Origin of the sequence: Saccharothrix luteola (assembly GCF_020859565.1) — a bacterium.
GTDB lineage: Bacteria > Actinomycetota > Actinomycetes > Mycobacteriales > Pseudonocardiaceae > Actinosynnema > Actinosynnema luteola.
This window is the reverse complement of the sequence record NZ_JAJHUO010000021.1, coordinates 122,001-147,849: the sequence shown is the minus strand read 5'-3', so window position 1 is coordinate 147,849 and position 25,849 is coordinate 122,001. Positions and strand designations below refer to the sequence as shown.

The 25,849-nt window shown below is 71.3% G+C and carries 28 protein-coding genes and 1 tRNA gene; 17 read left to right on the top strand and 12 right to left on the bottom strand.

The window, feature by feature from the left end; genetic code table 11:
• Position 1: 1 nt before the first annotated feature.
• Positions 2-1,201: a glycosyltransferase family protein gene (locus LNK82_RS28365; protein WP_230570060.1), complete on the bottom strand. Its 1,200-nt coding sequence runs from the start codon at positions 1,199-1,201 to the stop codon at positions 2-4.
• A gap of 101 nt (positions 1,202-1,302) precedes the next feature.
• On the opposite strand from LNK82_RS28365, the gene LNK82_RS28360 reads away from it, so the two are divergent.
• From LNK82_RS28360 to LNK82_RS28350, 3 genes are read left to right on the top strand one after another with little or no spacing between them, the layout of a single operon-like run.
• Positions 1,303-2,568 (top strand): aspartate kinase, encoded by a 1,266-nt coding sequence (locus LNK82_RS28360; protein ID WP_230570059.1) that lies wholly within the window; start codon positions 1,303-1,305, stop codon positions 2,566-2,568.
• The gene (locus tag LNK82_RS28355; RefSeq protein ID WP_230570058.1) at positions 2,565-3,629 is read left to right on the top strand and encodes an aspartate-semialdehyde dehydrogenase; all 1,065 of its coding nucleotides are present in this window, start codon (positions 2,565-2,567) and stop codon (positions 3,627-3,629) included. The genes LNK82_RS28360 and LNK82_RS28355 overlap by 4 nt, the downstream gene beginning before the upstream one ends.
• Positions 3,630-3,639: 10 nt before the next feature.
• Positions 3,640-5,079: a gluconokinase gene (locus LNK82_RS28350; protein ID WP_230570057.1), complete on the top strand. Its 1,440-nt coding sequence runs from the start codon at positions 3,640-3,642 to the stop codon at positions 5,077-5,079.
• Here the strand turns inward: LNK82_RS28350 and LNK82_RS28345 are convergent.
• Both LNK82_RS28345 and LNK82_RS28340 read right to left on the bottom strand, forming a co-directional pair.
• Positions 5,076-5,720 (bottom strand): class I SAM-dependent methyltransferase, encoded by a 645-nt coding sequence (locus LNK82_RS28345; RefSeq protein WP_230570056.1) that lies wholly within the window; start codon positions 5,718-5,720, stop codon positions 5,076-5,078. The two genes, LNK82_RS28350 and LNK82_RS28345, sit on opposite strands and share 4 nt — an antisense overlap.
• A gap of 62 nt (positions 5,721-5,782) precedes the next feature.
• Positions 5,783-6,952, bottom strand: a complete 1,170-nt coding sequence (locus tag LNK82_RS28340; protein ID WP_230570055.1) for an MFS transporter — start codon at positions 6,950-6,952, stop codon at positions 5,783-5,785.
• 85 nt (positions 6,953-7,037) lie between these two features.
• Here LNK82_RS28340 and LNK82_RS28335 point away from each other — a divergent pair, with 85 nt between their 5' ends.
• Positions 7,038-7,487, top strand: coding sequence for a Fur family transcriptional regulator (locus LNK82_RS28335; protein WP_230570054.1), 450 nt, complete (start codon positions 7,038-7,040; stop codon positions 7,485-7,487).
• Entirely contained in the window at positions 7,484-8,932 is a 1,449-nt protein-coding gene (locus LNK82_RS28330) for a catalase (RefSeq protein WP_230570053.1), read from the top strand. Before LNK82_RS28335 ends, LNK82_RS28330 begins: the two co-directional genes overlap by 4 nt.
• 93 nt (positions 8,933-9,025) lie before the next feature.
• On the opposite strand, the gene LNK82_RS28325 is transcribed toward LNK82_RS28330, so the two are convergent.
• Complete coding sequence (locus LNK82_RS28325; RefSeq protein ID WP_230570052.1) at positions 9,026-9,262, bottom strand: hypothetical protein; 237 nt, start codon at positions 9,260-9,262, stop codon at positions 9,026-9,028.
• A 92-nt stretch (positions 9,263-9,354) separates the two neighbouring features.
• Here LNK82_RS28325 and LNK82_RS28320 point away from each other — a divergent pair, with 92 nt between their 5' ends.
• Genes LNK82_RS28320 through LNK82_RS28310 form a run of 3 tightly spaced genes read left to right on the top strand, consistent with a single transcriptional unit; the run spans position 9,355 to position 10,717 of the window.
• The gene (locus LNK82_RS28320; RefSeq protein WP_230570051.1) at positions 9,355-9,657 is read left to right on the top strand and encodes a YbaB/EbfC family nucleoid-associated protein; all 303 of its coding nucleotides are present in this window, start codon (positions 9,355-9,357) and stop codon (positions 9,655-9,657) included.
• A 26-nt stretch (positions 9,658-9,683) separates the two neighbouring features.
• Complete coding sequence (locus tag LNK82_RS28315) at positions 9,684-10,004, top strand: DUF2563 family protein (RefSeq protein ID WP_230570050.1); 321 nt, start codon at positions 9,684-9,686, stop codon at positions 10,002-10,004.
• Positions 10,001-10,717 (top strand): hypothetical protein, encoded by a 717-nt coding sequence (locus LNK82_RS28310; RefSeq protein ID WP_230570049.1) that lies wholly within the window; start codon positions 10,001-10,003, stop codon positions 10,715-10,717. The genes LNK82_RS28315 and LNK82_RS28310 overlap by 4 nt, the downstream gene beginning before the upstream one ends.
• 41 nt (positions 10,718-10,758) lie before the next feature.
• Here LNK82_RS28310 and LNK82_RS28305 read toward each other — a convergent pair whose 3' ends face one another.
• Positions 10,759-11,826, bottom strand: a complete 1,068-nt coding sequence (locus LNK82_RS28305) for an alpha/beta hydrolase (RefSeq protein WP_230570048.1) — start codon at positions 11,824-11,826, stop codon at positions 10,759-10,761.
• A gap of 79 nt (positions 11,827-11,905) precedes the next feature.
• Between LNK82_RS28305 and LNK82_RS28300 the strand changes: the two genes are divergently transcribed.
• The 3 genes from LNK82_RS28300 to LNK82_RS28290 all read left to right on the top strand — a co-directional run bounded on the left by LNK82_RS28300 (position 11,906) and on the right by LNK82_RS28290 (position 13,503).
• Entirely contained in the window at positions 11,906-12,466 is a 561-nt protein-coding gene (locus tag LNK82_RS28300; protein ID WP_230570047.1) for an NADPH-dependent FMN reductase, read from the top strand.
• Between the two features lie 113 nt (positions 12,467-12,579).
• The gene (locus tag LNK82_RS28295; protein ID WP_230570130.1) at positions 12,580-13,002 is read left to right on the top strand and encodes an organic hydroperoxide resistance protein; all 423 of its coding nucleotides are present in this window, start codon (positions 12,580-12,582) and stop codon (positions 13,000-13,002) included.
• A gap of 15 nt (positions 13,003-13,017) precedes the next feature.
• Entirely contained in the window at positions 13,018-13,503 is a 486-nt protein-coding gene (locus LNK82_RS28290) for a Dps family protein (protein WP_230570046.1), read from the top strand.
• Between the two features lie 252 nt (positions 13,504-13,755).
• On the opposite strand, the gene LNK82_RS28285 is transcribed toward LNK82_RS28290, so the two are convergent.
• A complete protein-coding gene (locus tag LNK82_RS28285) occupies positions 13,756-15,564 on the bottom strand; it encodes a S9 family peptidase (RefSeq protein WP_230570045.1) in 1,809 nt (602 codons plus the stop codon).
• Positions 15,561-16,355: a class I SAM-dependent methyltransferase gene (locus LNK82_RS28280; protein WP_230570044.1), complete on the bottom strand. Its 795-nt coding sequence runs from the start codon at positions 16,353-16,355 to the stop codon at positions 15,561-15,563. Before LNK82_RS28280 ends, LNK82_RS28285 begins: the two co-directional genes overlap by 4 nt.
• Before the next feature lie 29 nt (positions 16,356-16,384).
• Here LNK82_RS28280 and LNK82_RS28275 point away from each other — a divergent pair, with 29 nt between their 5' ends.
• The gene (locus LNK82_RS28275) at positions 16,385-16,552 is read left to right on the top strand and encodes a hypothetical protein (protein WP_230570043.1); all 168 of its coding nucleotides are present in this window, start codon (positions 16,385-16,387) and stop codon (positions 16,550-16,552) included.
• On the opposite strand, the gene LNK82_RS28270 is transcribed toward LNK82_RS28275, so the two are convergent.
• Entirely contained in the window at positions 16,549-16,773 is a 225-nt protein-coding gene (locus LNK82_RS28270; protein ID WP_230570042.1) for a hypothetical protein, read from the bottom strand. The genes LNK82_RS28275 and LNK82_RS28270 overlap by 4 nt on opposite strands.
• Before the next feature lie 251 nt (positions 16,774-17,024).
• On the opposite strand from LNK82_RS28270, the gene LNK82_RS28265 reads away from it, so the two are divergent.
• From LNK82_RS28265 to LNK82_RS28255, 3 genes are all read left to right on the top strand, one after another.
• A complete protein-coding gene (locus LNK82_RS28265) occupies positions 17,025-17,225 on the top strand; it encodes a hypothetical protein (protein ID WP_073897285.1) in 201 nt (66 codons plus the stop codon).
• Between the two features lie 104 nt (positions 17,226-17,329).
• Positions 17,330-18,091, top strand: a complete 762-nt coding sequence (locus tag LNK82_RS28260) for a class I SAM-dependent methyltransferase (RefSeq protein ID WP_230570041.1) — start codon at positions 17,330-17,332, stop codon at positions 18,089-18,091.
• A gap of 733 nt (positions 18,092-18,824) precedes the next feature.
• Positions 18,825-19,184: a helix-turn-helix domain-containing protein gene (locus LNK82_RS28255; RefSeq protein ID WP_230570040.1), complete on the top strand. Its 360-nt coding sequence runs from the start codon at positions 18,825-18,827 to the stop codon at positions 19,182-19,184.
• A gap of 682 nt (positions 19,185-19,866) precedes the next feature.
• On the opposite strand, the gene LNK82_RS28250 is transcribed toward LNK82_RS28255, so the two are convergent.
• The 3 genes from LNK82_RS28250 to LNK82_RS28240 form a co-directional block, all read right to left on the bottom strand.
• A complete protein-coding gene (locus LNK82_RS28250; protein WP_230570039.1) occupies positions 19,867-20,277 on the bottom strand; it encodes a PASTA domain-containing protein in 411 nt (136 codons plus the stop codon).
• 399 nt (positions 20,278-20,676) lie between these two features.
• Positions 20,677-20,753, bottom strand: a tRNA-Pro gene (locus LNK82_RS28245).
• 24 nt (positions 20,754-20,777) lie between these two features.
• Positions 20,778-21,737, bottom strand: a complete 960-nt coding sequence (locus LNK82_RS28240; RefSeq protein ID WP_230570038.1) for a metallophosphoesterase — start codon at positions 21,735-21,737, stop codon at positions 20,778-20,780.
• A 64-nt stretch (positions 21,738-21,801) separates the two neighbouring features.
• On the opposite strand from LNK82_RS28240, the gene LNK82_RS28235 reads away from it, so the two are divergent.
• A complete protein-coding gene (locus LNK82_RS28235; RefSeq protein ID WP_230570037.1) occupies positions 21,802-22,269 on the top strand; it encodes a GatB/YqeY domain-containing protein in 468 nt (155 codons plus the stop codon).
• Between the two features lie 555 nt (positions 22,270-22,824).
• Here the strand turns inward: LNK82_RS28235 and LNK82_RS28230 are convergent.
• Positions 22,825-25,296, bottom strand: a complete 2,472-nt coding sequence (locus LNK82_RS28230) for a penicillin-binding protein (protein ID WP_230570036.1) — start codon at positions 25,294-25,296, stop codon at positions 22,825-22,827.
• A 256-nt stretch (positions 25,297-25,552) separates the two neighbouring features.
• Here LNK82_RS28230 and LNK82_RS28225 point away from each other — a divergent pair, with 256 nt between their 5' ends.
• Positions 25,553-25,849, top strand: a complete 297-nt coding sequence (locus tag LNK82_RS28225) for a WhiB family transcriptional regulator (protein WP_123744590.1) — start codon at positions 25,553-25,555, stop codon at positions 25,847-25,849.

Sequence of the window (25,849 nt, the reverse complement as noted above, 5' to 3'; positions counted from 1 at the left end):
ATCAGATCGCGTACGGCCAAGCCGTGATGGCGTAGGCGCCGAACCACGCGCTGAACACCGACACGCCCACGAGCACCGCCACCACCGTGCTGGTGCGCCGCCGCGCCAGCGCCAGCGCGATCGGCACCAGGAGCGTGAACGCGGGCAGCAGCAGCCGCGCCTTCGAGTTCATCAGCCCGTTCGACCCGAGGTCCATCGCGAGCACGCCCGCGCCGTAGACGACCAGCGGCCACTCCAGCCCGCGCCGCAGGCTCAGCACCACCAGGGCCAGCGCCACCACCAGCAGCCACACCGTGGCCAGCTCCAGCACCGACCGGGGCTCGCCCAGGATGAGCAGCGCGAACTTCCAGGTGGCCGCGCCGCCGTCGAACCGCGAGTCCCACCCGATCTGCTGCACGGCGAACCAGCCGTCCCACCGCCCGGTGCGCGCCGCGACGTACCCGAGGTAGCCGACCAGCCCCAGCGGCGCGACCAGCGCGCCCACCCACGGCCGCCAGTCGTCCCGCCGCCGCCACGCCGCGACCAGCGCCGCCGCGCACACCGCCAGGACCAGCGCCGCCGCCGTCGGCCGCACCAGCCCCGCCGCCGCGCAGCACACCCCGGCCAGTACCCAGCGCCGTTCCACGACGCCGACCAGCGACCAGACGGCGAGGGCGCAGAACGTCGCCTCCGAGTACGTCATCGACAGCGCCACGGCCATCGGCGACGCCGCGAACAGCACCACCAGCACCAGCCCGGCCCGCTGCGACCCGCCGGACACCCGGGAACCGAGCCGGGCCAGCCCGTAGGCGCACAGCACGCCGCTGACCAGGCTCACCGCGAACGCGGCGCCGACCGTCGGCACGCCGGGCAGCCCGTCCACCCAGCGCACCAGCGTCGGGTAGCCGGGGAAGAACGCCAGCGGCGTCTCCGCCGTCCGCCGCCCGAACGCGTCCACCAGCCACGTCGGCACGTTCGCGTAGCCACCCTCGGCGATGCCCAGGAACCACTGCCCGTCCCACGACGTGAGCGCCCGCGTGACGTCCTTGTCCCACCGCGCCGCCATCAGCTGCAGCGCGAGCAGGCCGAGCTCGCGGACGGCCAGGTAGAGCAGGGCGGGGGCGAGCGCCGCGGTGACCCGGTGTCTGGCCACGCGCGCCAACCGCTCACGCGCGCTGGGCGCGTCCTCCGGCTCCACGCGAACGGCCTCCAGGGTCGACACGGGGTGGAGAGTAGTGGCCGTCACGGCGAGGGCTGTCCACTCCTTGGGCCAGGTAGTCTCCCCGATGAGCTGGGCTTGAAGCACCTGGGAGGAGTGGGTCTGTGGCGCTCGTCGTCCAGAAGTACGGCGGTTCCTCGGTCGGGAGCGCCGAGCGGATCAAACGGGTGGCCGAGCGCATCGTCGCGACCCGCAAAGCGGGCAACGAGGTCGTCGTCGCCGTCTCCGCGATGGGCGACACGACCGACGAGCTGCTCGACCTCGCGCGCCAGGTGTCCCCGGTGCCGCCCGCCCGCGAGATGGACATGCTGCTCACGTCCGGTGAGCGCATCTCCATGTCGCTGCTGGCGATGGCGATCAGCTCGCTGGGCGCCGAGGCGCGCTCCTACACCGGCTCGCAGGCCGGCGTGATCACCACGTCCGTGCACGGCAAGGCGCGCATCATCGACGTGACGCCGAGCCGCATCCAGGACGCCCTCGCGGAAGGCGCCATCGCGATCGTCGCGGGCTTCCAGGGCGTCAGCCAGGACAGCAAGGAGATCACCACGCTCGGTCGCGGCGGCACCGACACCACCGCGGTGGCGCTGGCGGCGGCGCTGAAGGCCGACGTCTGCGAGATCTACACCGATGTCGACGGCGTGTTCACCGCCGACCCGCGCATCGTGCCGAACGCCAAGCGGCTGGAGACCATCACCTACGAGGAGATGCTCGAGATGGCGGCGTGCGGGGCCAAGGTGCTCATGCTGCGCTGCGTCGAGTACGCCCGCCGCTACGGCGTCCCGGTGCACGTCCGATCTTCGTTCAGCAACAAGCCCGGGACCATCGTGTCCGGGTCAGTGGAGGACCTTCCCGTGGAACAGGCGATGATCACCGGCGTCGCGCACGACCGGTCCGAGGCCAAGGTCACCGTGACGGCGGTGCCCGACCTGCCCGGCATGGCGGCGCGGATCTTCCGCGTCGTGGCCCAGGCGGAGCTCGACATCGACATGGTCGTGCAGAACGTCTCGCAGGCCGTGTCCGGCCGCACCGACGTGACGTTCACCCTGCCGAAGGACGACGGACCGCGCGCCGTGGCCGCGTTGGAGAAGTCGCGCGAGGAGATCGGCTTCGACCAGGTGCTCTACGACGAGCACGTGGGCAAGGTGTCGCTGGTCGGCGCGGGCATGCGCTCGCACCCCGGCGTGACCGCGCAGTTCTGCGAGGCGCTCGCGTCGGCGGGCGTGAACATCGAGATCATCTCCACCTCGGAGATCCGGATCTCGGTCATCTGCCGCGACACGCAGCTCGACGACGCCGTGCGCGCGCTGCACGACGCGTTCGACCTCGGTGGCGACGAAGAAGCTGTGGTGTACGCGGGGAGTGGGCGATGAGCGGACCTGTCCTGGCTCTTGTGGGGGCCACCGGTGCCGTCGGCACCGTCATGATCGACATCATCAACGGCCGGGGGTCCGTGCCGTGGGGTGAGGTCCGGCTGATCGCGTCCGCGCGCTCGGCGGGCAAGAAGATCACCGTGCGCGGCGAGGAGCTGACGGTCGTCGCGCTGTCGCCGGAGGCGTTCGACGGCGTGGACGTCGCGATGTTCGACGTGCCGGACGAGGTGTCGGCCGAGTGGGCGCCGATCGCCGCGGCCAAGGGCGCGGTCGCGGTGGACAACTCGGGCGCGTTCCGGATGGACCCCGACGTGCCGCTGGTGGTGCCCGAGGTGAACGCCGACCAGATCGGCGTGCGCCCCAAGGGGATCATCGCGAACCCGAACTGCACGACATTGTCGATGATGGCCGCGCTGGGCGCCCTGCACCGGGAGTTCGAGCTGCGCGAGCTGGTCGTCGCGTCGTACCAGGCCGCGTCGGGCGGCGGGCAGGCGGCGATCGACCGGCTGTACGCGGAGATCTCGGCGCTGGCGGGCAAGGAGGTCGGCGTGCGCGCGGGCGACGTGCGCGAGACGCTGGAGGCCGCCGGCCTGCCGGTGTCGGACTCGCCGTTCCCCGCGCCGCTGGCGTTGAACGTGGTGCCGTGGGCCGGGTCCTTGAAGGACGAGGGGTGGACCAGCGAGGAGCTGAAGGTCCGCAACGAGTCGCGCAAGATCCTCGGCATCCCGGACCTGAAGGTGTCCGCGACCTGCGTGCGCGTGCCCGTGGTGACGACGCACTCGCTGGCGGTGCACGCCACGTTCGCCCGCGAGGTGACCGTCGAGCAGGCGCACAAGATCTTCGAGGCGCAGCCGTCCATCGTGCTGGTCGACGACCCGGCGGCCAAGGAGTTCCCGACGCCGGCGGACGTCGTGGGCGGCGACCCGACCTACGTGGGCCGGGTGCGGCAGGCGTTGGACTTCCCGAACACGCTGGACTTCTTCGTGTGCGGCGACAACCTCCGCAAGGGCGCGGCGCTGAACACCTACGAGATCGCCGAGGAGCTGGCCACCCGCCTGTAGGTTCACCCCTATGGCGGACGTAGTGCTCGCGATCGACCTCGGGACGACGTCGACCAAGGTCATCGCGGTGGACCGGGACGCGGGCGTGGTGGCATCGGCGGAGCAGGGTTACCCGATGCGCACCACGCCCTCCGGCGAGGCGACCCACGACCCGGTCGAGGTGTGGGACGCGGCGCTCAAGGCGTTGCGCGAGGTCGCGGCGCGGGGGCTTGCCGTGCGGGCGTTGTCGTTGACCGGCGCGATGCACACCCTGCTCGGGCTGGACTCCTCGGGCACGCCCGTCACGCCGTCGTTGTCGTGGGCGGACAACCGCGCGCTGGAGCAGACGGAGCGGCTGCGCGGCACGGCCGACGGGATCGCGCTGCACCGCGCGACCGGCACCCCGATCCACACCATGTCGCCGCTGGTGAAGCTGGCGTGGTTCCGCGACCGGGGGTTCACGGCGGCGCGGTGGTGCGGGCTCAAGGACTTCGTCGCGCTGCAGTTGACCGGTGTGCTGGCGACCGAGCACTCCTCGGCGTCCGCGACCGGGTTGATGGACCTCCGGTCGCTGGACTGGCACCCGGACGCGCTGGCCTTCGCGGGCGTGGACGCCGGGCAGCTCCCCGACCTGCACGCGCCGGTGGACTCGCTGCCGCTGGCGCTGGACGTGCCGGGCCTGCCCACCGGCCTGCCGGTCGTCCTGGGCGGCGGCGACGGGCCGATGGCGAACCTCGGCGTCGGCGCGGTCGTGCCGGGGGTGGCGGCGGTGTCGTTGGGCACGAGCGGCGCGCTGCGGGTGGTGCGCGACGAGCCCGTCGTGGACGAGCAGGGGCGGGTGTTCTGCTACGCCGTCGCCGAAGGGCTGTGGGTGCTCGGCGGTGCGGTGAGCAACGGCGGCGTGGTGGCGCAGTGGGCCGCCGAGACGTTCGGCGTCGACGTGCGCGACCTGCTGGAGGAGGCTTCGGAGGTGCCGGTGGGCGCGGGCGGCGTGATCGCGCTGCCGTACCTGCTGGGGGAGCGCGCGCCGTGGTGGGACGCGGACGTGACGTCGGCGTTGATCGGGCTGCGGCGCGAGCACGGGCGGGCCGAGATCACCCGTGCGCTGGTCGAGGGCGTGGCGCAGCAGTTGGCGCTGGTGCTGGACGCGGTGCGGTCGGTGGCGGACGTGCACGCGGTCCGGGTGACCGGCGGCGCGTTCCGCAGCGACCTGTGGGCGACCGTGCTGGCGTCCGCCCTGGGCCTGGAGCTGGAACTGGCCGACGACAGCGAGGGCTCCGGCGTCGGCGCGGCGCTGGTCGCCTGGCGGGCGCTGGGCGAGATCCCCTCGCTGACCGTCGCCGCCGAGCTGGTCGAACCGGTGAAGACGATCCAGCCCGACCCGGACGCGGTCCGCCACTACGCCCGGTCGCGCCCCACCATCGACCGCCTCTACCAGGCCCTGCGCGACCTGGGTCGGCACCAGCCCTAGCGCGCCCGCAGCAGGAAGCCGTGCTCCACCAGGCCGGTCAGGCCGAACTTCTCGACCATCCGGTGCCCCGGTCTCGGCTCCGCGGCCACGTGCTCGACGTCGAACGCGCGCCCGAACAGCTCGACGACCTCCTCCGGGCCGACGGAGAACGGCGGCGACGGCAGCCTCGGGTGGTACTCCAGGGTGTTGATGAAGTACCTGGAGCCGGGCCGCACCAGCCGGGTGATCGTGTCGGCGTAGCGCTGCCGCATGTCCTCCGGGAACGCGATCAGCGACGCCCGGTCGTACACCAGGTCCACCGGGCCGATCTGCTCCGGCCCCAGCTTGAAGATGTCCTGGCGGCGGATCACGAGGTTGCCGCAGCGGAACACGTCGGGCTCCTCCTGCACCGGGTCCAGGCCGTTCTCGGCGAAGAACTCGGCGACGGCCCTGGGCACCAGTTCGACGCCGACGACCTCCGCCGCCGACTCGGCGAAGAACCGCAGGTCGGTCGTCTTGCCGCACAGCGGCACCAGGACCCGGGCGCCTGCCACCAGGCCGAGCCGGGCCAGCAGCCGGGCGTGCTCGTGCACGTCCCGCAGGTGGAAGCTGGTCTTCGTGCCGCCCTGCTCCCAGGAGTCGAACCAGAAATCGGATTCCATGGTGGAATAGAGGTGCGCGGAGCGTGGTGGAGACGGGTCCGAACGGGTGATGTTCTTCCCGATCAGCCCACCGCGACCGCCGCCGTGCGGCGGCTGAGCACCACCGTGCCCGCCGCGACCACGACCGCGCCCACACCCGCCACGGCGAAGCCCCACGCCGGCGACGAGTGGTCGATCACGAAACCGGTGACCGGCGCGCCCAGCGCCACACCCAGCGTGAACGCCGAGCTCTGCAGGCCCATCGCCACGCCGCGCGCGGACACCGGCGCGTACTTCGTGATCAGCTCGCCCGTCGCGGTGATCGTCGGCGCGCACAGGAAGTTCGTCGGCACGAGCGCCAGCGCCAGCCACCACGGCGACCAGCCGAACAGGCCGATCGGCACGGCCAGCAGCCCCATGCCGCCCATCAGCGCCCACAACGGCGGCACGCGCGTCAGCCCGCCGTAGAGGAAACCGCCCGCCAACGACGCCACGCACATCACCACGATCATCACGCCGGTCCACCCGGTCAGCCCGAGCCCGCGCATCGAGGCCACCACCGACACCTCGACGCCCGACAGCACGAACGTCGCACCGCCCGCGCTGATCAGCACGCCGAGCAGCCGCCCGTCGAGCCACTCCCGCCGCGGCACGCGCGCCCCGGTCTCGCCCTCGTGCCGCACCGGCGGGTTCACCGCGTACAGGATCGCGCCGATCAGGACCATGGACGCGCCGATCGCCCACATCGCCGTCCGACTCGACGCCTGCGTGGTGAGCGCCACGCCCAGCGCCGGCCCGGCCATGAACGAGACCTCGACGGCCATCGAGTCCATCGCCAGCGCGGTGCGCCTGCGGTCGTCCGGCACGAGCGCGGTCAGGATCTGGCGGCCGAGCGACATGACGGGCATCACGGTGATGCCGGTGATGAAGCACGTGACGAGCAGCACCTCGTAGGACAGCAGCGGCGCGACGAACCAGAAGACGCCCTCGGTGACCATCGACAGGACCAGCATCGCGCGCAGACCACGGCGGTCGACCAGGTGGCCCATCAGCGGTGAGCCCAGCGCGATGCCGACCGTGCTGACCGCCCCGACCAGGCCCGCGGCGCCGTAACCCCGTTCCAGGCCGAGGAGCACGTGCATGGTGATCGTCATGCCCGCCGCCGTCGGGGGCACGCGCGCCAGCAGCATCAACAGCATGAAACCGGGCACGCGCGGCGTTCGGAGGACGGCCAGGTAATGAGAGACGTTCACGTGCTCATCTTCACTCGCGCGGGCAACAGGTTTAACCGTTCGTTTTCTTGACTGGTTCCAGAAAGCGTGGTGGAGTGGTGGAGCCATGACCCCAGGACCACGCGAGCTGCTCAAGGACGCCGGGCTGCGCATCACCGCGCCCCGGATCGCGGTGCTCGAATGGCTCGCCGAGCACCCCCACGCCACGGCCGACGCGGTCGCCGAGGGCGTGCGGGCCAGGTTGGGGTCCGTGTCGACGCAGGCCGTCTACGACGTGCTGCACGCGTGCGCGCGGACCGGGTTGCTGCGCCGGATCGAACCCGCCGGGCACCCGGCGCGGTACGAGACGCGGACCGGCGACAACCACCACCACCTCGTCTGCCGGGACTGCGGGCGGACCGAGGACGTCGACTGCGTCCACGGCGCCGCGCCCTGCTTGGAACCCTCGGACACGGTCGGCTTCGCCGTGGACGAGGCGGAGGTCCTCTTCTGGGGTCTCTGCCCGGATTGCCTGGGCACCGACTGCCGAACCCCTCAGAAGGAGCTACCAGCGTGACCGAAGCGCGTCACACCACCAATAACGCAGGCATCCCGGTCGCGAGCGACGACCACTCGCTGACCCTCGGCGCCAACGGCCCGATCCTGCTGCAGGACCACTACCTGATCGAGAAGAACGCCCAGTTCAACCGGGAGCGGGTGCCCGAGCGGGTCGTGCACGCCAAGGGTGGCGGTGCGTTCGGTTACTTCGAGACGACCGAGGACATCAGCCGCTTCACCAAGGCGGCCCTGTTCCAGCCCGGGGTCAAGACCGAGACGCTGCTGCGCTTCTCCACCGTCGCCGGTGAGCTCGGCTCGCCCGACACCTGGCGCGACCCGCGCGGTTTCGCGCTGAAGTTCTACACGACGCAGGGCAACTACGACATCGTCGGGAACAACACGCCGGTGTTCTTCCTGCGCGACCCGATCAAGTTCCCGGACTTCATCCGCTCGCAGAAGCGCCGCGCCGACACCGGCCGCCGCGACCACGACATGCAGTGGGACTTCTGGACGCTGCAGCCGCAGACCGCGCACCAGGTGACGTGGTTGATGGGCGACCGGGGCATCCCGAAGACGTGGCGCCACCAGAACGGCTACGGCTCGCACACGTACCTGTGGGAGAACGCCGCCGGCGAGCGCTTCTGGGTGAAGTACCACTTCAAGACCGACCAGGGCATCGAGACCCTGACCTCGGAGCAGGCCGCGAAGATCGCCGGCGAGGACGCCGACGCGCACCGCGCCGACCTGTGGCACGCCATCGAGCGCGGCGAGTTCCCGTCGTGGACGCTGCACGTCCAGGTGATGCCCTACGCGGACGCCGCGACGTACCGCTTCAACCCGTTCGACCTGACCAAGGTGTGGCCGCACGCCGACTACCCGCTGATCAAGGTGGGCAAGCTCGTGCTGGACCGCAACCCGGCCGACTACTTCGCGGAGATCGAGCAGGCCGCGTTCGAGCCGACCAACCTGGTGCCCGGCATCGGCACGTCGCCGGACAAGATGCTGATCGGCCGGATCTTCTCGTACCCGGACGCCCACCGGTACCGCATCGGCGCGAACTACAACGAGCTGCCGGTGAACCGGCCGAAGTCGCCGGTGAACTCGTACTCCAAGGACGGCGCGATGCGTTTCACCAACGCCGTCGACCCGGTGTACGCGCCGAACTCCTACGGCGGCCCGCACGCGTCCGTCGAGGCGGCCGGCGAGGTGGCGTCGTCGTACGGCGTCGAGGACGCGGTCACCCGTTCGGCTTACAAGCTGCACGCGGAGGACGACGACTTCGGCCAGGCGGGCACCCTGATCCGCGAGGTGATGGACGCGGGCCAGCGCGAGCGCCTGGTGCAGACCGTGATCGCGCACGCGTCCAACGGCGTGTCCGAGCCGGTGCTGGAGCGGGTCTTCGAGTACTGGCGCAACATCGACAAGGAGACCGGCGACAAGATCGCCGCCGCCTTCGGCAAGTGACCGTGCCACCCGAATAGTGCTACCCCGAATTGTGCACCCCTGATAGTGCACACCCCGACAGGGCCGTCCGGATTCGTCCGGGCGGCCCTGTCCTCATGGACCGGTCTCCCGGCCCTTCTGCCACGGGTAACGCGGCACGACCAGCTCGAACGAGTCCACCAGCCACGTCTTCCGCGTCTCCGACTCCGCGACGGCCTCACCGTCGGCGGGACGCGGCGGCGCGGCCACGGCGTGGCGCCGGGTGGCCCGAACCCAGCGGGGCTCGCTGTCCGTGATCGGAATGGGGGGCGGTGGCGGGTCACCCACCCTGACCCTCACCCAGTAGCCCACGATCTTCAGATTACCGTAACGAATAACGGAACCAGGCTCGGTTGATCTTCGTCCGAACGGGGACACCGTGCCGCCGATCGGGGGTCGTGCGCATGACGGATCAGCCTTCACTGGACGAGCTGGCGGCCCGCGCCGAACGACTCGACCAGGCGCGGCTCGCGCTCAAGCGCGACCTCGCCGACCGGGTCGTCTTCGGCCGCGACGACAGCGGCCTGGTCGAGATCGGGGTCGACCACACGGCCAAGGTCGTCGAGGTCGCGGTCAACGCGACGCTGGTCGGCCGGGTCGACCCGAAGGTGCTGGCGAACGCGGTCCTCCAGGCCGCGTCCGAGGCGCAGCGCCAGGCGCGCGAGCTGGTGGCGGAGCGGCGTTCGTACTACCTGGGCGCGCGGTAGCGGCCAGAGGAGCGAAGGGGGAGGTCATGGCAGGTTTCAAGGTCGACAGCGACCGGATGCGCCGGTCCGCCGACGGGTTCCGCCGCGCGGGCGACCACGCGGACGCGGTGGCGAGCTCGTTGGGCGACACCACCGTCCCGAGCGGCGCGTTCGGCGTCTCCGGCCCGGGCGCCGGGCTCGCGGCGGACCTGGACGCGATCGTCGGGCGCCGGCGGGACGGGATCGCGCGCCGTCGCGACCGGCTGGCCGAGATCGCCGACAAGGTGCGCCGGGACGCCGACGAGTACGACCGGTCGGACGCGGACAGCGCCGAGGGCGTCAACCGCTCCGGGGAGGGCCTGCGATGACCCACCCGGCACTGCGGAAGGCGATGGACGGCTGCGCGCGGCTGGCCCAGGCCGCCGGCGCGGTCGGCTCGCCCGACCCGATCGGCGCGATCGGGCAGATCGACTACGACCCGCAGGCGGTCCAGGGCTACGTCGACCGGCTCCGCACGGCCGCCGCCGACCTCGACAAGGCGATCGAGCAGCAGCAGGCCGCGATCGCCGAGCACGAGGCGAGCTCAGAGGGGTCCGCGTCGGACTCCGCCCGCGCCGAGATGGCCGAGGAGCTCGACGCGCTGGTCGACGAGCGCAAGCGGCTGGAGGAGCTGATCAAGGAGGTCGACCGGATCTCCGCGCGGATGGACCAGCTCGCCGGCACCGCGGCCGACCAGGTCCTGGCGATCGCCGCCCACGCCGACCCCGCCGTCTCGATGGTGCTGGACGGCAGCTGGCTCGACGACGTGACCGGCGAGGGCGCGGAGGCGGAGGAGACCGTGCACACCGCCGTCGCCGACGTCATCAAGGTCTGCCAGTCGGTGCAGGACGAGGTCGCCACGCTCCGGGCGGAGCTCAACGCCACGATGGACGACGCCGAGAGCGGCGGACCGTCGGCAGGCGGCACGACGGGAGGCCCCGGCGAAGGCGGCGTCCCGCAGGGCGGGGGCGAGGCCGGCACGCCGGAGGGCGGGCAGGCGGGAGCGGGCGCGTCCGGCGGCGCCGCGGGCAGCGGCGACTGAGCTGAAGGGGCCGGTCGCCCACCCGGGCGACCGGCCGCGCGTCACGCGGTCTCGGGGATGTCCTGCCGCGTGTTCGCCAGCGCCAACCCGGTGCGCAGCGACCCGACCGCCTCCGCGACCGCCTCCCGGAACACGCCGCCGACGCCGAGGATGTTCGCGTAGCCGTGGAACAGCCCCTCGTACCGCCGCAGCACCACCGGCACGCCCTGCCGCGCCAACTTCTCCGCGAACGCCTCGCCCTCGTCCCGCAACGGGTCGAACCCGGCCGTCGCCAGGTACGTGGGCGGCAGCCCGCTCAAGTCCTCCGCCAGCAGCACCGACAGCCGCGGGTCGGTGTGCGTGTCGCGCGAGGGCGCGTAGTGGTCCAGGAACCAGTCCATCTTCTGGTCGGTGAGGAAGAACCCGTTGCCGAACAGCTCCCGCGACCGCCGCCGCACCGACGCGTCCACCGCCGGGTAGAACAGCAGCAGGAACACCGGCTTCACCTCGCCCGCGTGCAACGCCGTGACGGCCGCCAGGTTGCCGCCCGCGCTGTCACCGCCCAGCGCGATCCGCCGCGGGTCGACCCTGAGCTCATCGGCGTGCGCCACCGCGTACTCGAACGCCGCCCGCGCGTCGTCCGCCGCCGCCGGGAACGGGTGCTCCGGCGCGAGCCGGTAGTCGGCCGACAGCACCCGCACCCCGCCCTCGACGGCGAGGAACCGGCACAGGTTGTCGTGGCTGTCCAGGTCGCCGCTGACCCACCCGCCGCCGTGGTAGAAGACCAGCAGCGGCGAACCGGCGGCCAGCCCGGTCGGCTCGTAGAACCGCGCGCCGACGCCGTCCAGCGACAGCGGGCGCACCGCCACGCCACCGATGACGGGACCGCACACCAGCGCGTTGGTGCGGGTCAGCGCGAGGCGGTTCGCGGCGGGCGTGGTCGTCTGCCAGTCCTCGCCGCTGAGCTGCTGCAACCTCAGCAGCAGCTGGGCTTCCGGGTGCAGCCGCTGGCCGTCCACCGTGATGGGACGGCCGGCGATCAGCCTGCGCAGCGGCGCGGGCAGGCCGAACGCGAAGCGCAGGGCACCGGCCAGGACACCGGGGGGGATCGACTCGGCGAGCTTCGACATGAGACGTACGTTACTCGCCGGTAGGGGTTGGGGCGAGCACTGGACCTCCAGTTAGGTCCAGGTGGCAGGATCGGGCACCATGACGGTCACCGTGGTGGGCATCGGCGGATCCCTCCGCCCCAACTCGCAGTCCGAGCGCGCGATGAGGATCGCCTTGGAGGGCGCCGTGGACGCGGGCGCGAAGGTGGTCGAGGTCTCCGGGCCCGACCTGGTGCTCCCGTTCTACGACCCGGCCATCCCGGACCGCACGGAGAACGCGCACCGGTTGGTCGAGGCGCTGCGCGGCGCGGACGGCGTCGTGCTGGTCTCGCCCGGCTACCACGGCACGGTGTCCGGCCTGGTCAAGAACGCCCTGGACTACATCGAGGACCTGCGCGGCGACGAGCGCCCCTACCTGGACGGCCGCGCGGTCGGCTGCGTGGCCACGGCCCAGGGCTGGCAGGCGTCGGTGACCACGCTGACCGCGTTGCGCTCGATCGTGCACGCGCTGCGCGGCTGGCCCACGCCGCTGGGCGCGGCGGTGAACTCGCGCGAGGTCGAGTTCGACCTGGAAGGCGGCTGCACGGTGCCGTCCGTCGCCGACCAACTCCGCACGATCGGGCGACAGGTGGCCGAGTTCGCCGTGTCGAGGGCGGGCTGAGCGGGTACGTGTGAGGGGGCGTGAGCTGCCACACGACCGGGTGTGGTTCGGCTTCGGCCGGGTGTTGGGCTGATCGACGGGCCCGACCACCAGCTCGAAGGAGAGCGTTGAAGATGCAGGTGCTCTACACCGCGGAAGCCATCGCAGTCGGAGACGGTCGCAACGGAGAGGTCCGCTCCTCCGACGGCGTGATCGACGAGCAGCTCTCCACGCCCAAGGAGCTGGGCGGCCCCGGCGGCGACCGGACCAACCCCGAGCAGCTGTTCGCGGCCGGGTACGCGGCGTGCTTCCACAGCGCGCTGAAGGTCGCCGCGCGGCAGGCGAAGGTCAAGATCGGCGAGACGTCGGTGACCGCGAAGGTCGACCTCGGCGCCAACGGCAGCGGCGGCTTCCAGCTGGCCGTCGAGCTGGTGGCGCACATCCCGGGCGTCGAGCAGGACGTGGCCGAGCAGCTGGCCGCCGCGGCGCACCGGATCTGCCCCTACTCCAACGCTACGCGAGGCAACATCGAGGTGGCCCTCACGACCACCGTCTGAGGAGGCGTCAGACCCATGAGCAAGTCGCAGAAGTCTCCGATCACCAGTCCGCTGTCCGACGCGGACAAGGCGTCGGTCGGGGCGGTGCTCCAGGCCACGCTGGTCGACCTGGTCGACATGTCCCTGGTGGCCAAGCAGGCGCACTGGAACGTGGTCGGCAAGAACTTCCGCAGCGTCCACCTCCAGCTGGACGAACTCGTCACGACCGCCCGCACGTACACCGACGAGGTGGCTGAACGGGCCGCCGCGCTCGGCATCTCGCCGGACGGCAAGGCGAAGACCGTGGCGGAGGGCTCGGGCGTGCCGGAGTTCCCCGGCGGGTGGCTGAAGGAGGACGAGGTCGTCGCGGCCGTCGTCACGGCGCTGGGCGAGCTGATCGGGCGGCTGCGCAAGCGCATCGACGAGACCGACAAGTCCGACCTCGTCACCCAGGACCTGCTGATCGAGATCACGAAGAACTTCGAGCAGGCGCACTGGATGTGGCAGGCGCAGCAGGCCTGACCCGCCCTGCCTGGCCGCGCGGCGGGCCTGACCCGCCGACCTGACCCGCGACCTGACCGAGCGGAGACGCGACCGACCTTTCGGGGGCCGCCGGACATCCGGCGGCCCCCGAAGATGTCGGACCCCAGCGGTAACATCGAAAACAGGGATCCCCTGGGCGGGGACTCCTGCGCAGCTTCGCCCCGCAGGCCGGTGTCCGCCCAGCTCGGCCGCGCCCTGCGGCTCGGTCCGCCCGACCCGGCCCGGCCGCGCCTAGAGCACGCGCTGCACGAACGCGACCTCGGCGGCCGTCTGCCGGATCGTCTCCGCGACCACGAGCGACCCGTGCCCGGCGTCGTACCGGTACACCTCGTAAGCCGCCCCCCGCGCCGCCAACCGCTCCAGGTAGTTGTCGATCTGCCGGATCGGGCAGCGCGGGTCGTTCTCCCCCGCCAGCACGAGCACCGGCGCGCGTACCGCGTCCACGTACGTCAACGGCGAGCACTCGCGGTACCGGTCGGGCAGTTCCTCCGGCGAACCGCCGAACAACGCCCGGTCGAACGCCCGCAGCGGCTCCATCTCGTCCTCGTACGCGGCCAGGTAGTCGGCCACCGGCACGCCCGCGACACCGGCCGCCCACCGCTCCGGCTGCGTGCCCAGCGCCAGCAGCGACAGGTACCCGCCCCACGACGCGCCGTTGACCACGCACTTCGCCGGGTCGGCGAAACCGGACCCGACGGCCCACTCGTGCACCGCCGCCACGTCCTCCAGCTCGGTCAACCCCGGCCGGCCCTCGATCGCGTCACGCCACTTCGACCCGTACCCGGTGGACCCGCGGTAGTTCACGTGCACCACGGCGAACCCGGCGTCCAACCACACCGCGCGGTACGCGGAGAACCGGTCCTCGTCCGCCGAGTGCGGCCCGCCGTGCAGGTGGAACACCGTCGGCAGCGGACCGTCCGGCGCGCCGGCGGGCCGGGCGACCAGGGCGTGCACCTCGCCCACGAACACGTCGGTCAGGTCGACCGACGGCGGCGCCTTGTGGCCGGGCGGCTCCAGCAGCACGCGCTCGTCGCCGTCCACGTCCAGCACCCGCACCACGCCCGGCCGCGCGGCCGACGACCACGAGTACTCCACGGCGCCGTCCGGCCGCACGTTCGCGCCGCCGACCGAGCCGTGCGGGGTGTCCAACGCGTGCAGCACGCCGGTGGCCAGGTCGTAGCGGTGCAGCGTGTTGCGGGCCTGGAACGTGTGCACGACCAGCAGCGACTTCGCGTCCGGGTACCAGTCGGCGCTGATCTCGCCGGGCAGGTCGACCACGACCTCGGTCTCGGTGTCCGCCGCGACGTCCCAGATCAGCAGCTCCTCCTTGCCGCGCCGCTCGTGCCCGACCAGCAGCCGGTTGTCGCCCCGCACCGGGCTGAACGCGATCGCGTCCAGGCCCTTGCCCGGCCCGTCCCACTTCTCGGCGACTTTTTCACCCGACGGGGTGACTACGCGCAGGGCCGCGTGCCGGTTGTCGCCGTGCTCCGAGTGCGACAGCACGACCAGCGTCTCGTCCTTGGACAACGCCGACACGCCGCCGTCGTTCTCGTGCGCGTAGATCACCTCGGCCGGCCCGCCGCCCCGCGCCACGTACACGGTGGTGCCGTCGTCGGTGGACGTGCCGACCGCCACGACCTCGTGCCCGATCTCCAACCCGGCCGGGTAGCCCGCCTGCACGCCGTCCACCGCGGGCTTCGGGTCGCTGCCCGGCTGGAACGGCTCGCTGACCCACGTGCCGAACTCGTCACCGTCGGTGTCGGCGAACCACCAGATCGTGTCACCGTCGGGGCTGAGCGCGCCGTGCGACGTGCCGTTCGGGCGGTCGGTCACCTTGCGGTGGGTGTCGCTCGCGCGGTCCCAGGCGTAGATCTCCCACACCCCGCTGGAGTTCGACAGGTACAGGCTGCGGTCGGGTGCGTCGTCGGCCCACCCGGGCAGGCTCACGCGCGGGGCCGTGAAGCGGGCCCGCCAGCGGGCTTCGGCCTCGGCGTCGGCGAACAGCGGGTCGGGCACTTCGGCGGTCGGGTGCGTCGTCACGCACCCGATCCTGCCGGCTTCCGCGCGGTGACCAGGTAGTAGTCCAGGAGACCCTGCTCGACGGCGCGCAACCAGTTGCGGTCCCAGTGGTCGGGGCGCGGCCCCAGCTCGAGCCACCGGTCCAGGCCGCGCCACACGTGCTCGCCGACGCTGCGGGCGGTGACGTCGGCGAACCCGGCTCCACGCAGGTCGCGCACCACGTCGTCGACGCGGTGGGCGTGGTCGAGGCCGGAGGCGAACGTCTTCAGCAACCCGGCCAGCCGCTCGGGCGCGTCATCCGTCCTGGTGAAGAACGTGGCGACGGCGAACCGGCCGCCCGGCGCGAGCACGCGGGCGCTCTCGCGCGCGAACCCCGGGACGTCCTCGAAGTGCTGCGCGGCCTCCACGGACAGCAGCGCGTCGAACGAGCCGGCGGGGAACGGGAGGTCGTCGCACGCGCCCCGGACGAACGCCACCCGCGGGTCGTCGTTGGCCCGCGCCGCCCGCGCGACCTGCTCCGGCACCAGGTCGACGCCCCGGACCACCGCCGGCCCGCGGCGCAGGACGCGGCGCGCGCCCAGGCCGTGCCCCGAGCCGACCTCCAGCACCCGGTCGCCCGGCCCGATCGACAGCGCGGCCACGACCAGGTCGTACAGGGCCTCCTGCGAGGCGATCCGCTGCTCGACGGTCAGCCCGCCGTCCAGCGGGATGCCCGCCCAGTAGCCGAAGTTGATGAAGCCGCCCGCGAACACCGGCAACGCCGCCAGGTCGCCCGTCCCGTACACCCGCCGCACCTCGGTGAGATCTCCCATGAGTCGATGTTCCCGTCCGGCGTGCGGTCGTGATCGGGGATGGGTACGACATGGCGCAGGTGAACATCGGCCGGGTGCTCGCGACGCTGGACGGTCCGGCGCCGTTCGCGTTCACGTTGCGTGAGACGTTCCGGGCGCCGGACGCGACGGAGCGTGACCCGGTCGTGCGCGACCTGACCGGCTGCGGGGTGGACTAGCGGTCGAGTTCCTCGGCCAGGATCCGGTCCACCTGGCGTGACGCGCGGAGCAGGGCGCGGCACGTGAGGGCGATCAGCGCCACCGCGGTCGCGACGACGACGGCCGCGGTGGGCGAGGCGAGAACCGCCACCAGACCGGCTAATCCGAGCGTGACCTGGATCGTGGCGACGACGGGGACCCAGCTCTTGACGGCGGCGGTGCTGGTGGTCGTGGTGGTCATCGGGCATCTCCCTGCTGGCGGCGGTGGCGGCGGCGCGACGCGTTGACTCGTCGTCGCCTGAGCCCTGCCGCTCGTTACGCAACGTCACTTGAACCGTCAACATTCACTCGAACGGTGTAACCGAACGTGACGAAGCTTCACGGAAGGCGGCGGTGGACGAATTAAGAAACAGCGAGGAGTAGTTCGTAACGTCCGCGTTGGTCCGAACGAATCACGGATTACACGGGTGGCAGCGCAGGGAGGTCTGACCGATGATCGAGAACACGGTTCGGCAGGGCGGTCGCGTCGGGTGCGTCGACGCCCTGGGTCGTCGGCGGACGCTGGAGGTGTCGCTCACCGAAGAGGGCAACGTCTGCATCCACACCCCGCCCGGCGAGTCCGCGAAGCTCGACTGGAACGAGGTCGGCGAACTCCTCCGGCGCCTCGCGGAGCTGCGACCGCACGTCAAGTGACGTCCGGTCGACGCGCGGCCGGGAGGACCGGCGTGAACCCTCCCGGCCGCTCCGGCGCGTGAAAAGCGCTCGCCAGTGGGTGGGCGAGCCACTCCAATGGGCGGATGATCGACCACACGGAACTCAACCGCCGTCACTGGGAAGACACCGCCGCGGCGGCGCACGGACCACTGGCCCGTGAGCACTGGGCGAAGACCGAGCCGCAGTGGGGCCTGTGGGCCACCCCCGAGTCCGAGGTCTCCGTCCTGCCGCCCGACCTGGCCGGCATGGACGTCATCGAACTCGGCTGCGGCACCGCCTACGTGTCCGCGTGGCTCGCCCGGCTCGGCGCCCGTCCCGTCGGCATCGACATCTCGGCCCGCCAACTCGACACCGCCCGCGAGATGCAGGCCGAGTTCGGCCTCGACTTCCCGCTGCTCCTCGGCGACGCCCAGAGCGTGCCCCGCGACGACGCCACCTTCGACCTCGCGATCAGCGAGTACGGCGCCTCCCTCTGGTGCGACCCGCACCGCTGGATCCCGGAAGCCGCACGCCTGCTGCGGCCCGGCGGCCACCTGGTCTTCCTCCACCGGTCGCCGCTGTTCGCCCTGTGCGCCCGCGACGGCACGACGGCGTCCACGTCGCTCATGCGCCCGCAGTTCGGCCTGAGCCGGGTCGACTACGGCGACGCCACCGAGTTCACCCTGCCGCACGGCGACATGCTGCGGCTGCTGCGCTCGTCCGGCTTCACCGTGGACGACCTGATCGAGATCCAAGCGCCCACCCCGGCGAACCGCGAGTTCCACGAGGTGTCGTCCGCGTGGGCGAGCCAGTGGCCGAGCGAGGAGATCTGGAAGGCGCGACTGACATCTCCCCAGGTCAGGTAGTCGCCGCTGCCCGATCGAGCAAATCTATGATCGCCGGAGTAGACATTCGCACCTCGACGTGTGTAGTGTTCTCCTTGTACGAGAGAGAACGTCCGATCGGCACGGGAGATGACGAACTACCCGTGATGCGAGGGCAGTCGGCGCGTGCAGTACCGGGAGTGCAAGCGATTTACGCAGGACAGCAAGTCGCACCCCGAGCCGACAGACCCGCGCGTGCAGTGGCAAGGCGGTCAGGCGAGCTGGAGCCGATCAGTGGAAGGGGTTCCAGCGCGGTGGCCGGGCGGTCGGCGAGGTGAGCCGGAGCAAGCGAGAAGTCCGGTGTCGGCCGTCGAACGAGTGGCGAGGAAGTCCGGAAACCAGAGAAGAAGGGAAGGGTTGAACACCATCGGATCGCCTGCCTCGGGCTGAAGTCGGGCCAGGCGGGTACCGCAGTCCAGAAAGATTGGAAGGTGGTCTCCGGTTACGCAAACGCGATCCACGCAGTCTCCGCCGCTGTACGGGCGGATGACGCGGACACGGTAAACCGGCCGCGAGGCCGGATGGTGGGAACCCATAACCCTGGGGCGCGGGGGCGGCCGCCCGCCCCCGGCCCCCCCGGGCGCGGGGGGGGGCGGGCCCCCCCGACCCTCCCGCGCCCCGGTAAACCCGCCCGCGTGGCCGTTGGGGGGCACCCCAAAACCCTGGGGCCCGGTGCCGACAGACGGCACCGGGCCCCTCGTGGCGCGGAGGTGCGATGACCCCAGAAACGAACGAGCCGCGACCCGCGGCGGACAACTTGGACGACGACCACTACCCCGCCTTCACGATGGGCAGGGCCGCGGAGATGCTCGGCACCACGCCGGGTTTCCTGCGGGGCCTCGACGAGGCGAAGCTGATCGAGCCGGAGCGCTCGTCAGGCGGCCACCGCCGCTACTCCCGGTACCAACTCCGGTTGGCCGCCCGGGTCCGGGAACTGGTCGACCAGGGCATGAGCCTCGACGCCGCGTGCCGCATCGTCACCCTGGAGGACCAACTCCAGGAAGCCAGGAACCTGAACAAGCAGAACGCACCGCCCGAGCCGGACCAGCCGTACCCGCCACTGCGGGGCGTGTGACCGAGCCGGGCCGACCGAGCAGAGAGCGCGCGTCACGGCCTCACCACCCGTGACCGCGCCCGCCACCGGCTCAAGCCTCGACGTCATCGGGGATGATGAGACGGGCCTAGTCGCGGTGTCCGAACTCGCCGACCGCATCGGCTAAGAGGCCAAGCCGTTCGCTGAGGCGTTGCGCGCGGCCGGTGTCCAGCGACCAACCCCACGCGGCAGCGCATCAACGGGTCGGCGCAACCGGTCGCCGCCGTGTCCTTCGACGCGATCAAGACCGCGATCACCCGCTACTGAGTTCCGCGCAGGGTCCGCACTGGGTGTGCGGACCTCCGAGACCTTGTGCCGACCCGCCCACGGCCCTGTCCGCCGCATCGGAGGGCAGGGCTTCTCGCTACCAGACCTGCATCACCGGTCGGGTGGCATCACAGCGCAGAGGCCGCACCGCGTGCGGCGGGCGCCTCCGCGTCTCTCGGTCTGCGTCGGGTTGGAGTCGGAGCGGAACGAAGGTGTGGAGCAGTGTGAGGTTCGGACGCACGACCTCGGCGACGCAGAAGCAGTCCGTGCTTCGCCAACAGGCTGATGTCCCGTGTGACGGTTCTGTCGGTCTTGACCGCGTACTTGCGGGCGAGTCGGATCGACAGGTCGGAGATCTCGCCGGTCGGGGTCCACCGCACAGGCCGGCGCAGGAGGGCTACTCGCCGATCTTCTTGGCAGACAGCAAGATCTCGGTCATGCAGTCCACGACCTGGCCGGCGGCGACGCTCTGCGCGGTGGTGGTCCAATTGCGGTCGAGGACCAGAACCCGGCCCTGGCCGGTGGAGTCCTGCTCGCGGAGGTTGTACAGACCAGCCGCCTGCATGGTGTCCTGGGCGGTCTGGTGGACCATGCCGACGACGTCTGGAACGGTGCACGTCGTGGGTGCGGCGGGCGCGGGCGGTGCGGCGGTCGTTGTGGTGGTGACCGGCGCGACGGTGGTCTCGGCGATCGTGGTGGTCTTGGCGGCGTCCTGGGTCGGAGTCACGTCGGGCGCGCTGCTGGTGGTCGGAGAGCAGGCGGCGAGCAGTGCTGCGGCGGCGAGCGTGACGGCTAAGCGAGTCTTCACGAGTTTCCCTTCGGAGTGCTTCGCCTGCCCATGTCGGCCGTTGGACCTAGCGCGTTACGCCGTCGAGGGCGTGCGGGTGGCGCCAACCACTGGATCGACGTCACTGTGGTCGATGGCTGAGCCGCCGTCGGTCGCCGCACTTCGTCCTCGCTGATCTGCACCGGCGCTGCCTACCGCTCCGCCGCCACCGATCGGTGGGAGGCGGCGCTGGACGCGCGGACGGCGATGGCGCCGGGGTCGCCGGTGACGGGATTGGGCGAGTTGTTGCGGACGCGGGAGCGCCCCGTCGGGGCGAGTTCTGGAGATCGCGCGATGATCCGAAATTCGATGATCGTCTCTCCCGGTTCTCCCGAAACGGGAAGAGGCCCCTCCTCCTTGCGGAGGAAAGGGCCTCTGACCTGGTCGGGGTGACAGGATTTGAACCTGCGACCTCTTCGTCCCGAACGAAGCGCGCTACCAAACTGCGCCACACCCCGGCTTGCGATCGAACGAGGAGAACTCTACCTGACGTTCCCACCCACTCCGAACCGGGTATCCCTTTTCGCTTCGGACACGTCCTGACCTGCGTCGACAGGACGCGGCACCAAGGTCAACAGGCTCGCCTCCGGCGGGCACGCGAAGCGCACCGGCGCGTACGGCGACGTGCCCAGGCCGGCCGACACGTTCAGCCACATGTGCGCGCCCCACCGCGAGACGCCCCGCGCACGCGAGCGGTCCAGTTCGCAGTTCGTCACGATCGCGCCGTAGCCCGGGATGCGCAGCTGGCCGCCGTGCGTGTGGCCCGCCAGCACCAAGTCGTAGCCCTCCGCCGCGAACGGGTCCAGCACGCGCGGCTCGGGGGAGTGCGTCACGCCCAGCCGCAGCGGCACGTCCGGCAGCGGGCCGCTGATCTCGTCGAACCGGTCGCGCTTGAGGTGCGGGTCGTCCAGGCCCGCGGCGAAGACCTCCAGGCCGTTCACCTCGAACCGGCGGCGCGCGTGGGTCAGGTCCAGCCAGCCGCGCTCGATCATCGCCGCGCGCAGGTCCTTCCACGGCAGCGGGATGCCGTGCACGCGCCGCGTCTTCGCCGACGGCAGCAGGTAGCGGGCCGGGTTCTTCGGGCGCGGCGCGTAGTAGTCGTTGCTGCCGAACACGAACACGCCGGGACGGTTCAGCAGCGGACCCAGCGCGCGCACCACGGCGGGCACGGCCTGCTTGTGAGCCAGGTTGTCCCCGGTGTTCACGACGAGGTCCGGCTCCAACTCGTCCAACGCCGCGACCCACCGCTGCTTGGACTTCTGGCCCGGCATCATGTGGAGGTCGGAGAGGTGCAGCACGCGCAGCGGCGACGAGCCCGGCGCGAGCACCGGCACCGTCGCTTCGCGCAACGTCCACCGCCTGCGCTCGATGCCCGCGGCGTAGGCGAGCGTGGCGGTGCCCAGGGCGGTCGTGGCAAGCAGCGTTCGGACGAGCGTGTTCACGTAGTCGAGGGTAGGGGGTTGACCGATTCGGGGTGAGACGGGCTTCCCGGTACCGTTCCGGCTCATGGCGGAGTTGAAGGCGCGGTTGCAGGCGGACCTGACGGCGGCGATCAAGGGCCGGGAGACGGTGCGGGCTGGTGCGCTGCGGATGACGTTGGCCGCCCTGACCACCGAAGAGGTCTCCGGCAAGAGCGCTCGCGAGCTGAGCGACGACGAGGTGCTCAAGGTCATCACCCGTGAGGTGAAGAAGCGCAAGGAGGCGGCGGAGGCGTTCGCCGGCGCCGGGCGGACCGAGCAGGCCGAGTTGGAGCAGGCCGAGTCCAAGGTGCTGGAGGCCTACCTGCCGGCGCAGCTCGACGACGCCGAGTTGGCGACCTTGGTCGACGCCGCGATCGCCCAGGTGGCCGAGCAGCTGGGGGAACAGCCCGGCCAGCGGCAGATGGGCCAGGTCATGAAGATCGTCAACGGCCAGGTGGCGGGTCGTGCGGACGGCGGCCGAGTCGCCGCCGCGGTCAAGGCCAAGCTCGCCTGAGGCGCCGCTGATCGCGGTAGTCTGGAGCCGGTCCGCAGACGACTCGCCCGCGCCTGCGCGGGAACGCGAGACGGTTGCGGTTGGGGTCGCGTGGTCGGCGGTCGACCTGCGGTCGAGGCAGTCGGGGCGGTCAGGACGTACACGATCGGGTGATCATCGCGCGAAAATGTACGGAAACACTGTTACCGCACCTCGGTTGAAACCAGCGGAACCGCCGAAACCACCCCCGACCGCCCACCGCCACCGCCACACCGCCACCGCGCCACGGCGACCGCCCGCCGCCACGGCCACAGCCCACGGCACCGGGCCGACGACCCGACAAACCGAACCGCCACGCCGGACCCCGGAGCCAGTGGGGCCTCGGGGACGTTCGGACCCCCCGTGCCCGCGCCATTGCCGCACGGCCAGGCCTGCCGGCCCGGGGCCGCACCGCCGCGCGCAGCCTGGCCGCACGCGGACCGCAGCCAAGGACCCCGGGTCTCGGCGGGTGGTGGCGGGGTGCGGGAGCGGGCGGGTAGTGACGGGGCGGTGCGCCGCGCCAAGCCGGTGGGGTGGTCAGCGGCGGGGTGGGTCGGTGGGGATGGTGATCTGTGGTGGGCCCGTGGGGTGGCCCGGGTCGCCTGGACGGCCCGGTTGGCCTTGGCCCGGGTTGGGGGATTCGGTGGTCGGCGGGGGATCGCTCGCCTGCGGTGGGGGGACGTAGCCCGTGGAGACCAGCAGGGTGATCACGGTGCCCTTCAGGGCGCTGCCGCGCGGTGTTTGGCTGACCACTTGGCCCTTGGGCTGCTCGGAGTTGCGGTTCTGCGCGGAGACCTTGTAGCCGGCCTGTTCGAGGATCCTGGTGGCGTCGTTGACGTTCCGGCCGACGACGTCGGGCACCCGGATCTCGCTGCCGCCCTTCAGGTAGCGCTCCTCGACGGCCGGCATGCCGCGCACCGGCAGTCCTTCGTGGACCTTCGTCATCATGTCGAACCACGTCCGCGCGGGAACGGTGCCGCCGTAGATGTCACCCTTGCCGCACAAGCGCGGCGGGCCGCCGTTGACGCAGATCCCGCGCGGCTCCACGCCGTCGTTGAACGTCTGCACCGCACCGGCGAAGTCCGGCGTCGCGCCGATGAACGCGGCCGACTTGTAGTCCTCCGTCGTCCCCGTCTTGCCCAGCATCGGCCGGGTCCACTTGAACTGCCGCGCCGCGGCGGCGGCGGTTCCGCTGCCCTGGTCGTCCTTCGACATGCCGACGGCCAACCCGTTCGCCAACGGCTCGGCCACGACCTGCTCGCACGGCGCCTCGTTGATCGGCACCGGCTGGCCGGCGCGGTCCACGATCTGGGCGATCGGCGACGGCGGGCACCACACGCCGCCGCTCATGATCGTCGCCGCGACGTTCGCCAGCTCCAACGTGCTCACCGGGGCCGGGCTCAACGTGAACGAAGCGTTGCCGCCGTTGGACTTGTAGAACTCGGTCTGCGAGATCCGCAGCTCCTTGCTCTTCGCCTTCGGGTCCGGCCGCACGCCCGCGATGTTCGTCGCCATCGTCTGGCGCATCCCCAACCGGGACGCCATGTCCACCACCGGGTCCATGCCCAGCTGCTCTTCCAGGATCACGAACCCGGTGTTCGGCGAGGTCTGCAACGCCGTCTGCAACGACATCTGCGGCGGGTACGTCGACGACGCGTTGCCCAGGCAGTACCACCGCGTGGCAGGCTCCGGTGCCGGCGGGCACTTGTCCCCACCACCCTTGAAGACCCTTGACACGTACGAGTTCGGCGTGGCCATCGTGCTCTCGATGCCCATGCCCTTCTCCAACGCCGCCGCGGCCGTGAACACCTTGTAGACCGACCCGGCCCCGAACTTGTTCTCCACCCCCGACGGCAGGTCGAACTGCGTCTGGAACTGGTCGGCCTTCAACCCGTAGTCGCGGTTCGCCACCAGCGCCACGACGTCGTGCCGCTCCTTGCCCGGCCGCACGACCGCCATCGTGTTCGCGATCCCGTCGGTCGACTTCGCGACCTGGGCCTCGGCCGCGCGCTTCGCGTGATCGGTGATCGTGCGGTCCAAAGTGGTCCGGATCGTGTAGCCGCCGGTCTTCAGCTGCTCCTGGCTGAAACCGTTGCGCTCCAAGTAGTTCAGCGCGTAGGAGCAGAAGAACCCGTGCTCCGGCCCGGCCCCGACGCACCCGCTGGGCGGCGTCCGCACCGGCGTCGCCAGACCGAGCGGCTCGGCCTTCGCGGCCTCGGCGGCGTCACGCGACAGCTTGTCGTTCTCGACCATCTTGTCGATCACCTGGTTGCGCCGCTCCAACGCCTTCTCCGGGAACACCTCCGGGTTCAGCGCGGACGGGCTGTTGACCATGCCCGCGAGCATCGCCGCCTGCGGCACGGTCAACTTGTCCGCCGTGGTGTTGAAGTACGCCTGCGACGCCGCCGCGATGCCGTAGATCGTCGAGCCGAACGGCACCACGTTCAGGTACCGGGTGAGGATCTCCTCCTTGCTCAGCTGGCTCTCCAGCTGCAACGAGATCCGCCACTCGCGGGCCTTGCGCGCGACCGTCTGCTCCTGCGCCTTCTGCTGCTCCACCTGGTTGTTGCGCGCGACGACGTGCACGAGGTAGTTCTTCACGTACTGCTGCGTGAGCGTGGAAGCGCCCTGCGTGACCGAGCCGCTGAACTGGTTCGTCAGCCCGGCCCGGATCGTGCCCCGCCAGTCCACGCCCTGGTGCTCGTAGAACCGGCGGTCCTCGACCGAGACCAGCGCGGCCTTCATCGTCGGCGAGATCATGTCGGGCTCGACGAGCACGCGGTACTGGTCGTACAGGTAGGCGATCGGCGCGCCGTCCTTGTCGGTGATCGTGGAGATCAACGGCGGGTCGGTGGTGACCAGGTCGGCGGAGATGCTGTCGACCGTGTCGCTGGCTCTGTTCGACACCATCCCCAGCGAGCCGACGACAGGGAACAACATGCCTGCCAGCAGCACTCCCGCCAGCAGACACAGCCCGAGCAGTTTCAGCACGCCGTTCCTGGCTCGCATGCAGGTCAGCGTACGCGGCACCTGAAGAGGTGATCGGATTCGCGCACAGTTGATTACGCAGGATGAGTACTCGTACTCAAGACAGGTAACAGGTGGGCAACCCAGGGTTGGAGGTGGAACCGGAAGGCTCTACAGTCCGTCACTGTCCAAGACAGCAGCCAACGGCATGACCACTCGATGGTGAGCCTACGGCATCCGCGGCAGGGGTGTGGCGGATTTAGAACGTCTGGGCACTGTGTGAACTGAGGTGGGGGATATGCAGCAGGTGCAGGGGGATTGGCGGATCAAGGCCTCGTGCCGTGACGAAGAGCCGGACCAGCTCTTCGTGCGCGGCGCGGAGCAGCGCAAGGCGAAGGTGGTGTGCCTGGGATGCCCGGTGCGCACCGAGTGCCTCGCCGAGGCCCTGGACAACCGGATCGAATTCGGTGTGTGGGGCGGCATGACGGAGCGTGAACGGCGGGCGTTGCTGCGGCGTCGCCCGGACGTCACCTCATGGCACGAGCTCCTCGACACCGCACGTCAGGAGCACCACGAGGAGTCCGCGGTCGGCTGA

Coding starts and splice junctions, on each gene's coding strand:
- LNK82_RS28355 (WP_230570058.1), top strand. CDS start 2,565: ATGAGCGGACCTGTCCTGGCTCTTGTGGGGGCCACCGGTGCCGTCGGC.
- LNK82_RS28350 (WP_230570057.1), top strand. CDS start 3,640: ATGGCGGACGTAGTGCTCGCGATCGACCTCGGGACGACGTCGACCAAG.
- LNK82_RS28345 (WP_230570056.1), bottom strand. CDS start 5,720: ATGGAATCCGATTTCTGGTTCGACTCCTGGGAGCAGGGCGGCACGAAG.
- LNK82_RS28335 (WP_230570054.1), top strand. CDS start 7,038: ATGACCCCAGGACCACGCGAGCTGCTCAAGGACGCCGGGCTGCGCATC.
- LNK82_RS28320 (WP_230570051.1), top strand. CDS start 9,355: ATGACGGATCAGCCTTCACTGGACGAGCTGGCGGCCCGCGCCGAACGA.
- LNK82_RS28315 (WP_230570050.1), top strand. CDS start 9,684: ATGGCAGGTTTCAAGGTCGACAGCGACCGGATGCGCCGGTCCGCCGAC.
- LNK82_RS28310 (WP_230570049.1), top strand. CDS start 10,001: ATGACCCACCCGGCACTGCGGAAGGCGATGGACGGCTGCGCGCGGCTG.
- LNK82_RS28305 (WP_230570048.1), bottom strand. CDS start 11,826: ATGTCGAAGCTCGCCGAGTCGATCCCCCCCGGTGTCCTGGCCGGTGCC.
- LNK82_RS28300 (WP_230570047.1), top strand. CDS start 11,906: ATGACGGTCACCGTGGTGGGCATCGGCGGATCCCTCCGCCCCAACTCG.
- LNK82_RS28295 (WP_230570130.1), top strand. CDS start 12,580: ATGCAGGTGCTCTACACCGCGGAAGCCATCGCAGTCGGAGACGGTCGC.
- LNK82_RS28290 (WP_230570046.1), top strand. CDS start 13,018: ATGAGCAAGTCGCAGAAGTCTCCGATCACCAGTCCGCTGTCCGACGCG.
- LNK82_RS28280 (WP_230570044.1), bottom strand. CDS start 16,355: ATGGGAGATCTCACCGAGGTGCGGCGGGTGTACGGGACGGGCGACCTG.
- LNK82_RS28270 (WP_230570042.1), bottom strand. CDS start 16,773: ATGACCACCACGACCACCAGCACCGCCGCCGTCAAGAGCTGGGTCCCC.
- LNK82_RS28265 (WP_073897285.1), top strand. CDS start 17,025: ATGATCGAGAACACGGTTCGGCAGGGCGGTCGCGTCGGGTGCGTCGAC.
- LNK82_RS28260 (WP_230570041.1), top strand. CDS start 17,330: ATGATCGACCACACGGAACTCAACCGCCGTCACTGGGAAGACACCGCC.
- LNK82_RS28255 (WP_230570040.1), top strand. CDS start 18,825: ATGACCCCAGAAACGAACGAGCCGCGACCCGCGGCGGACAACTTGGAC.
- LNK82_RS28235 (WP_230570037.1), top strand. CDS start 21,802: ATGGCGGAGTTGAAGGCGCGGTTGCAGGCGGACCTGACGGCGGCGATC.
- LNK82_RS28230 (WP_230570036.1), bottom strand. CDS start 25,296: ATGCGAGCCAGGAACGGCGTGCTGAAACTGCTCGGGCTGTGTCTGCTG.
- LNK82_RS28225 (WP_123744590.1), top strand. CDS start 25,553: ATGCAGCAGGTGCAGGGGGATTGGCGGATCAAGGCCTCGTGCCGTGAC.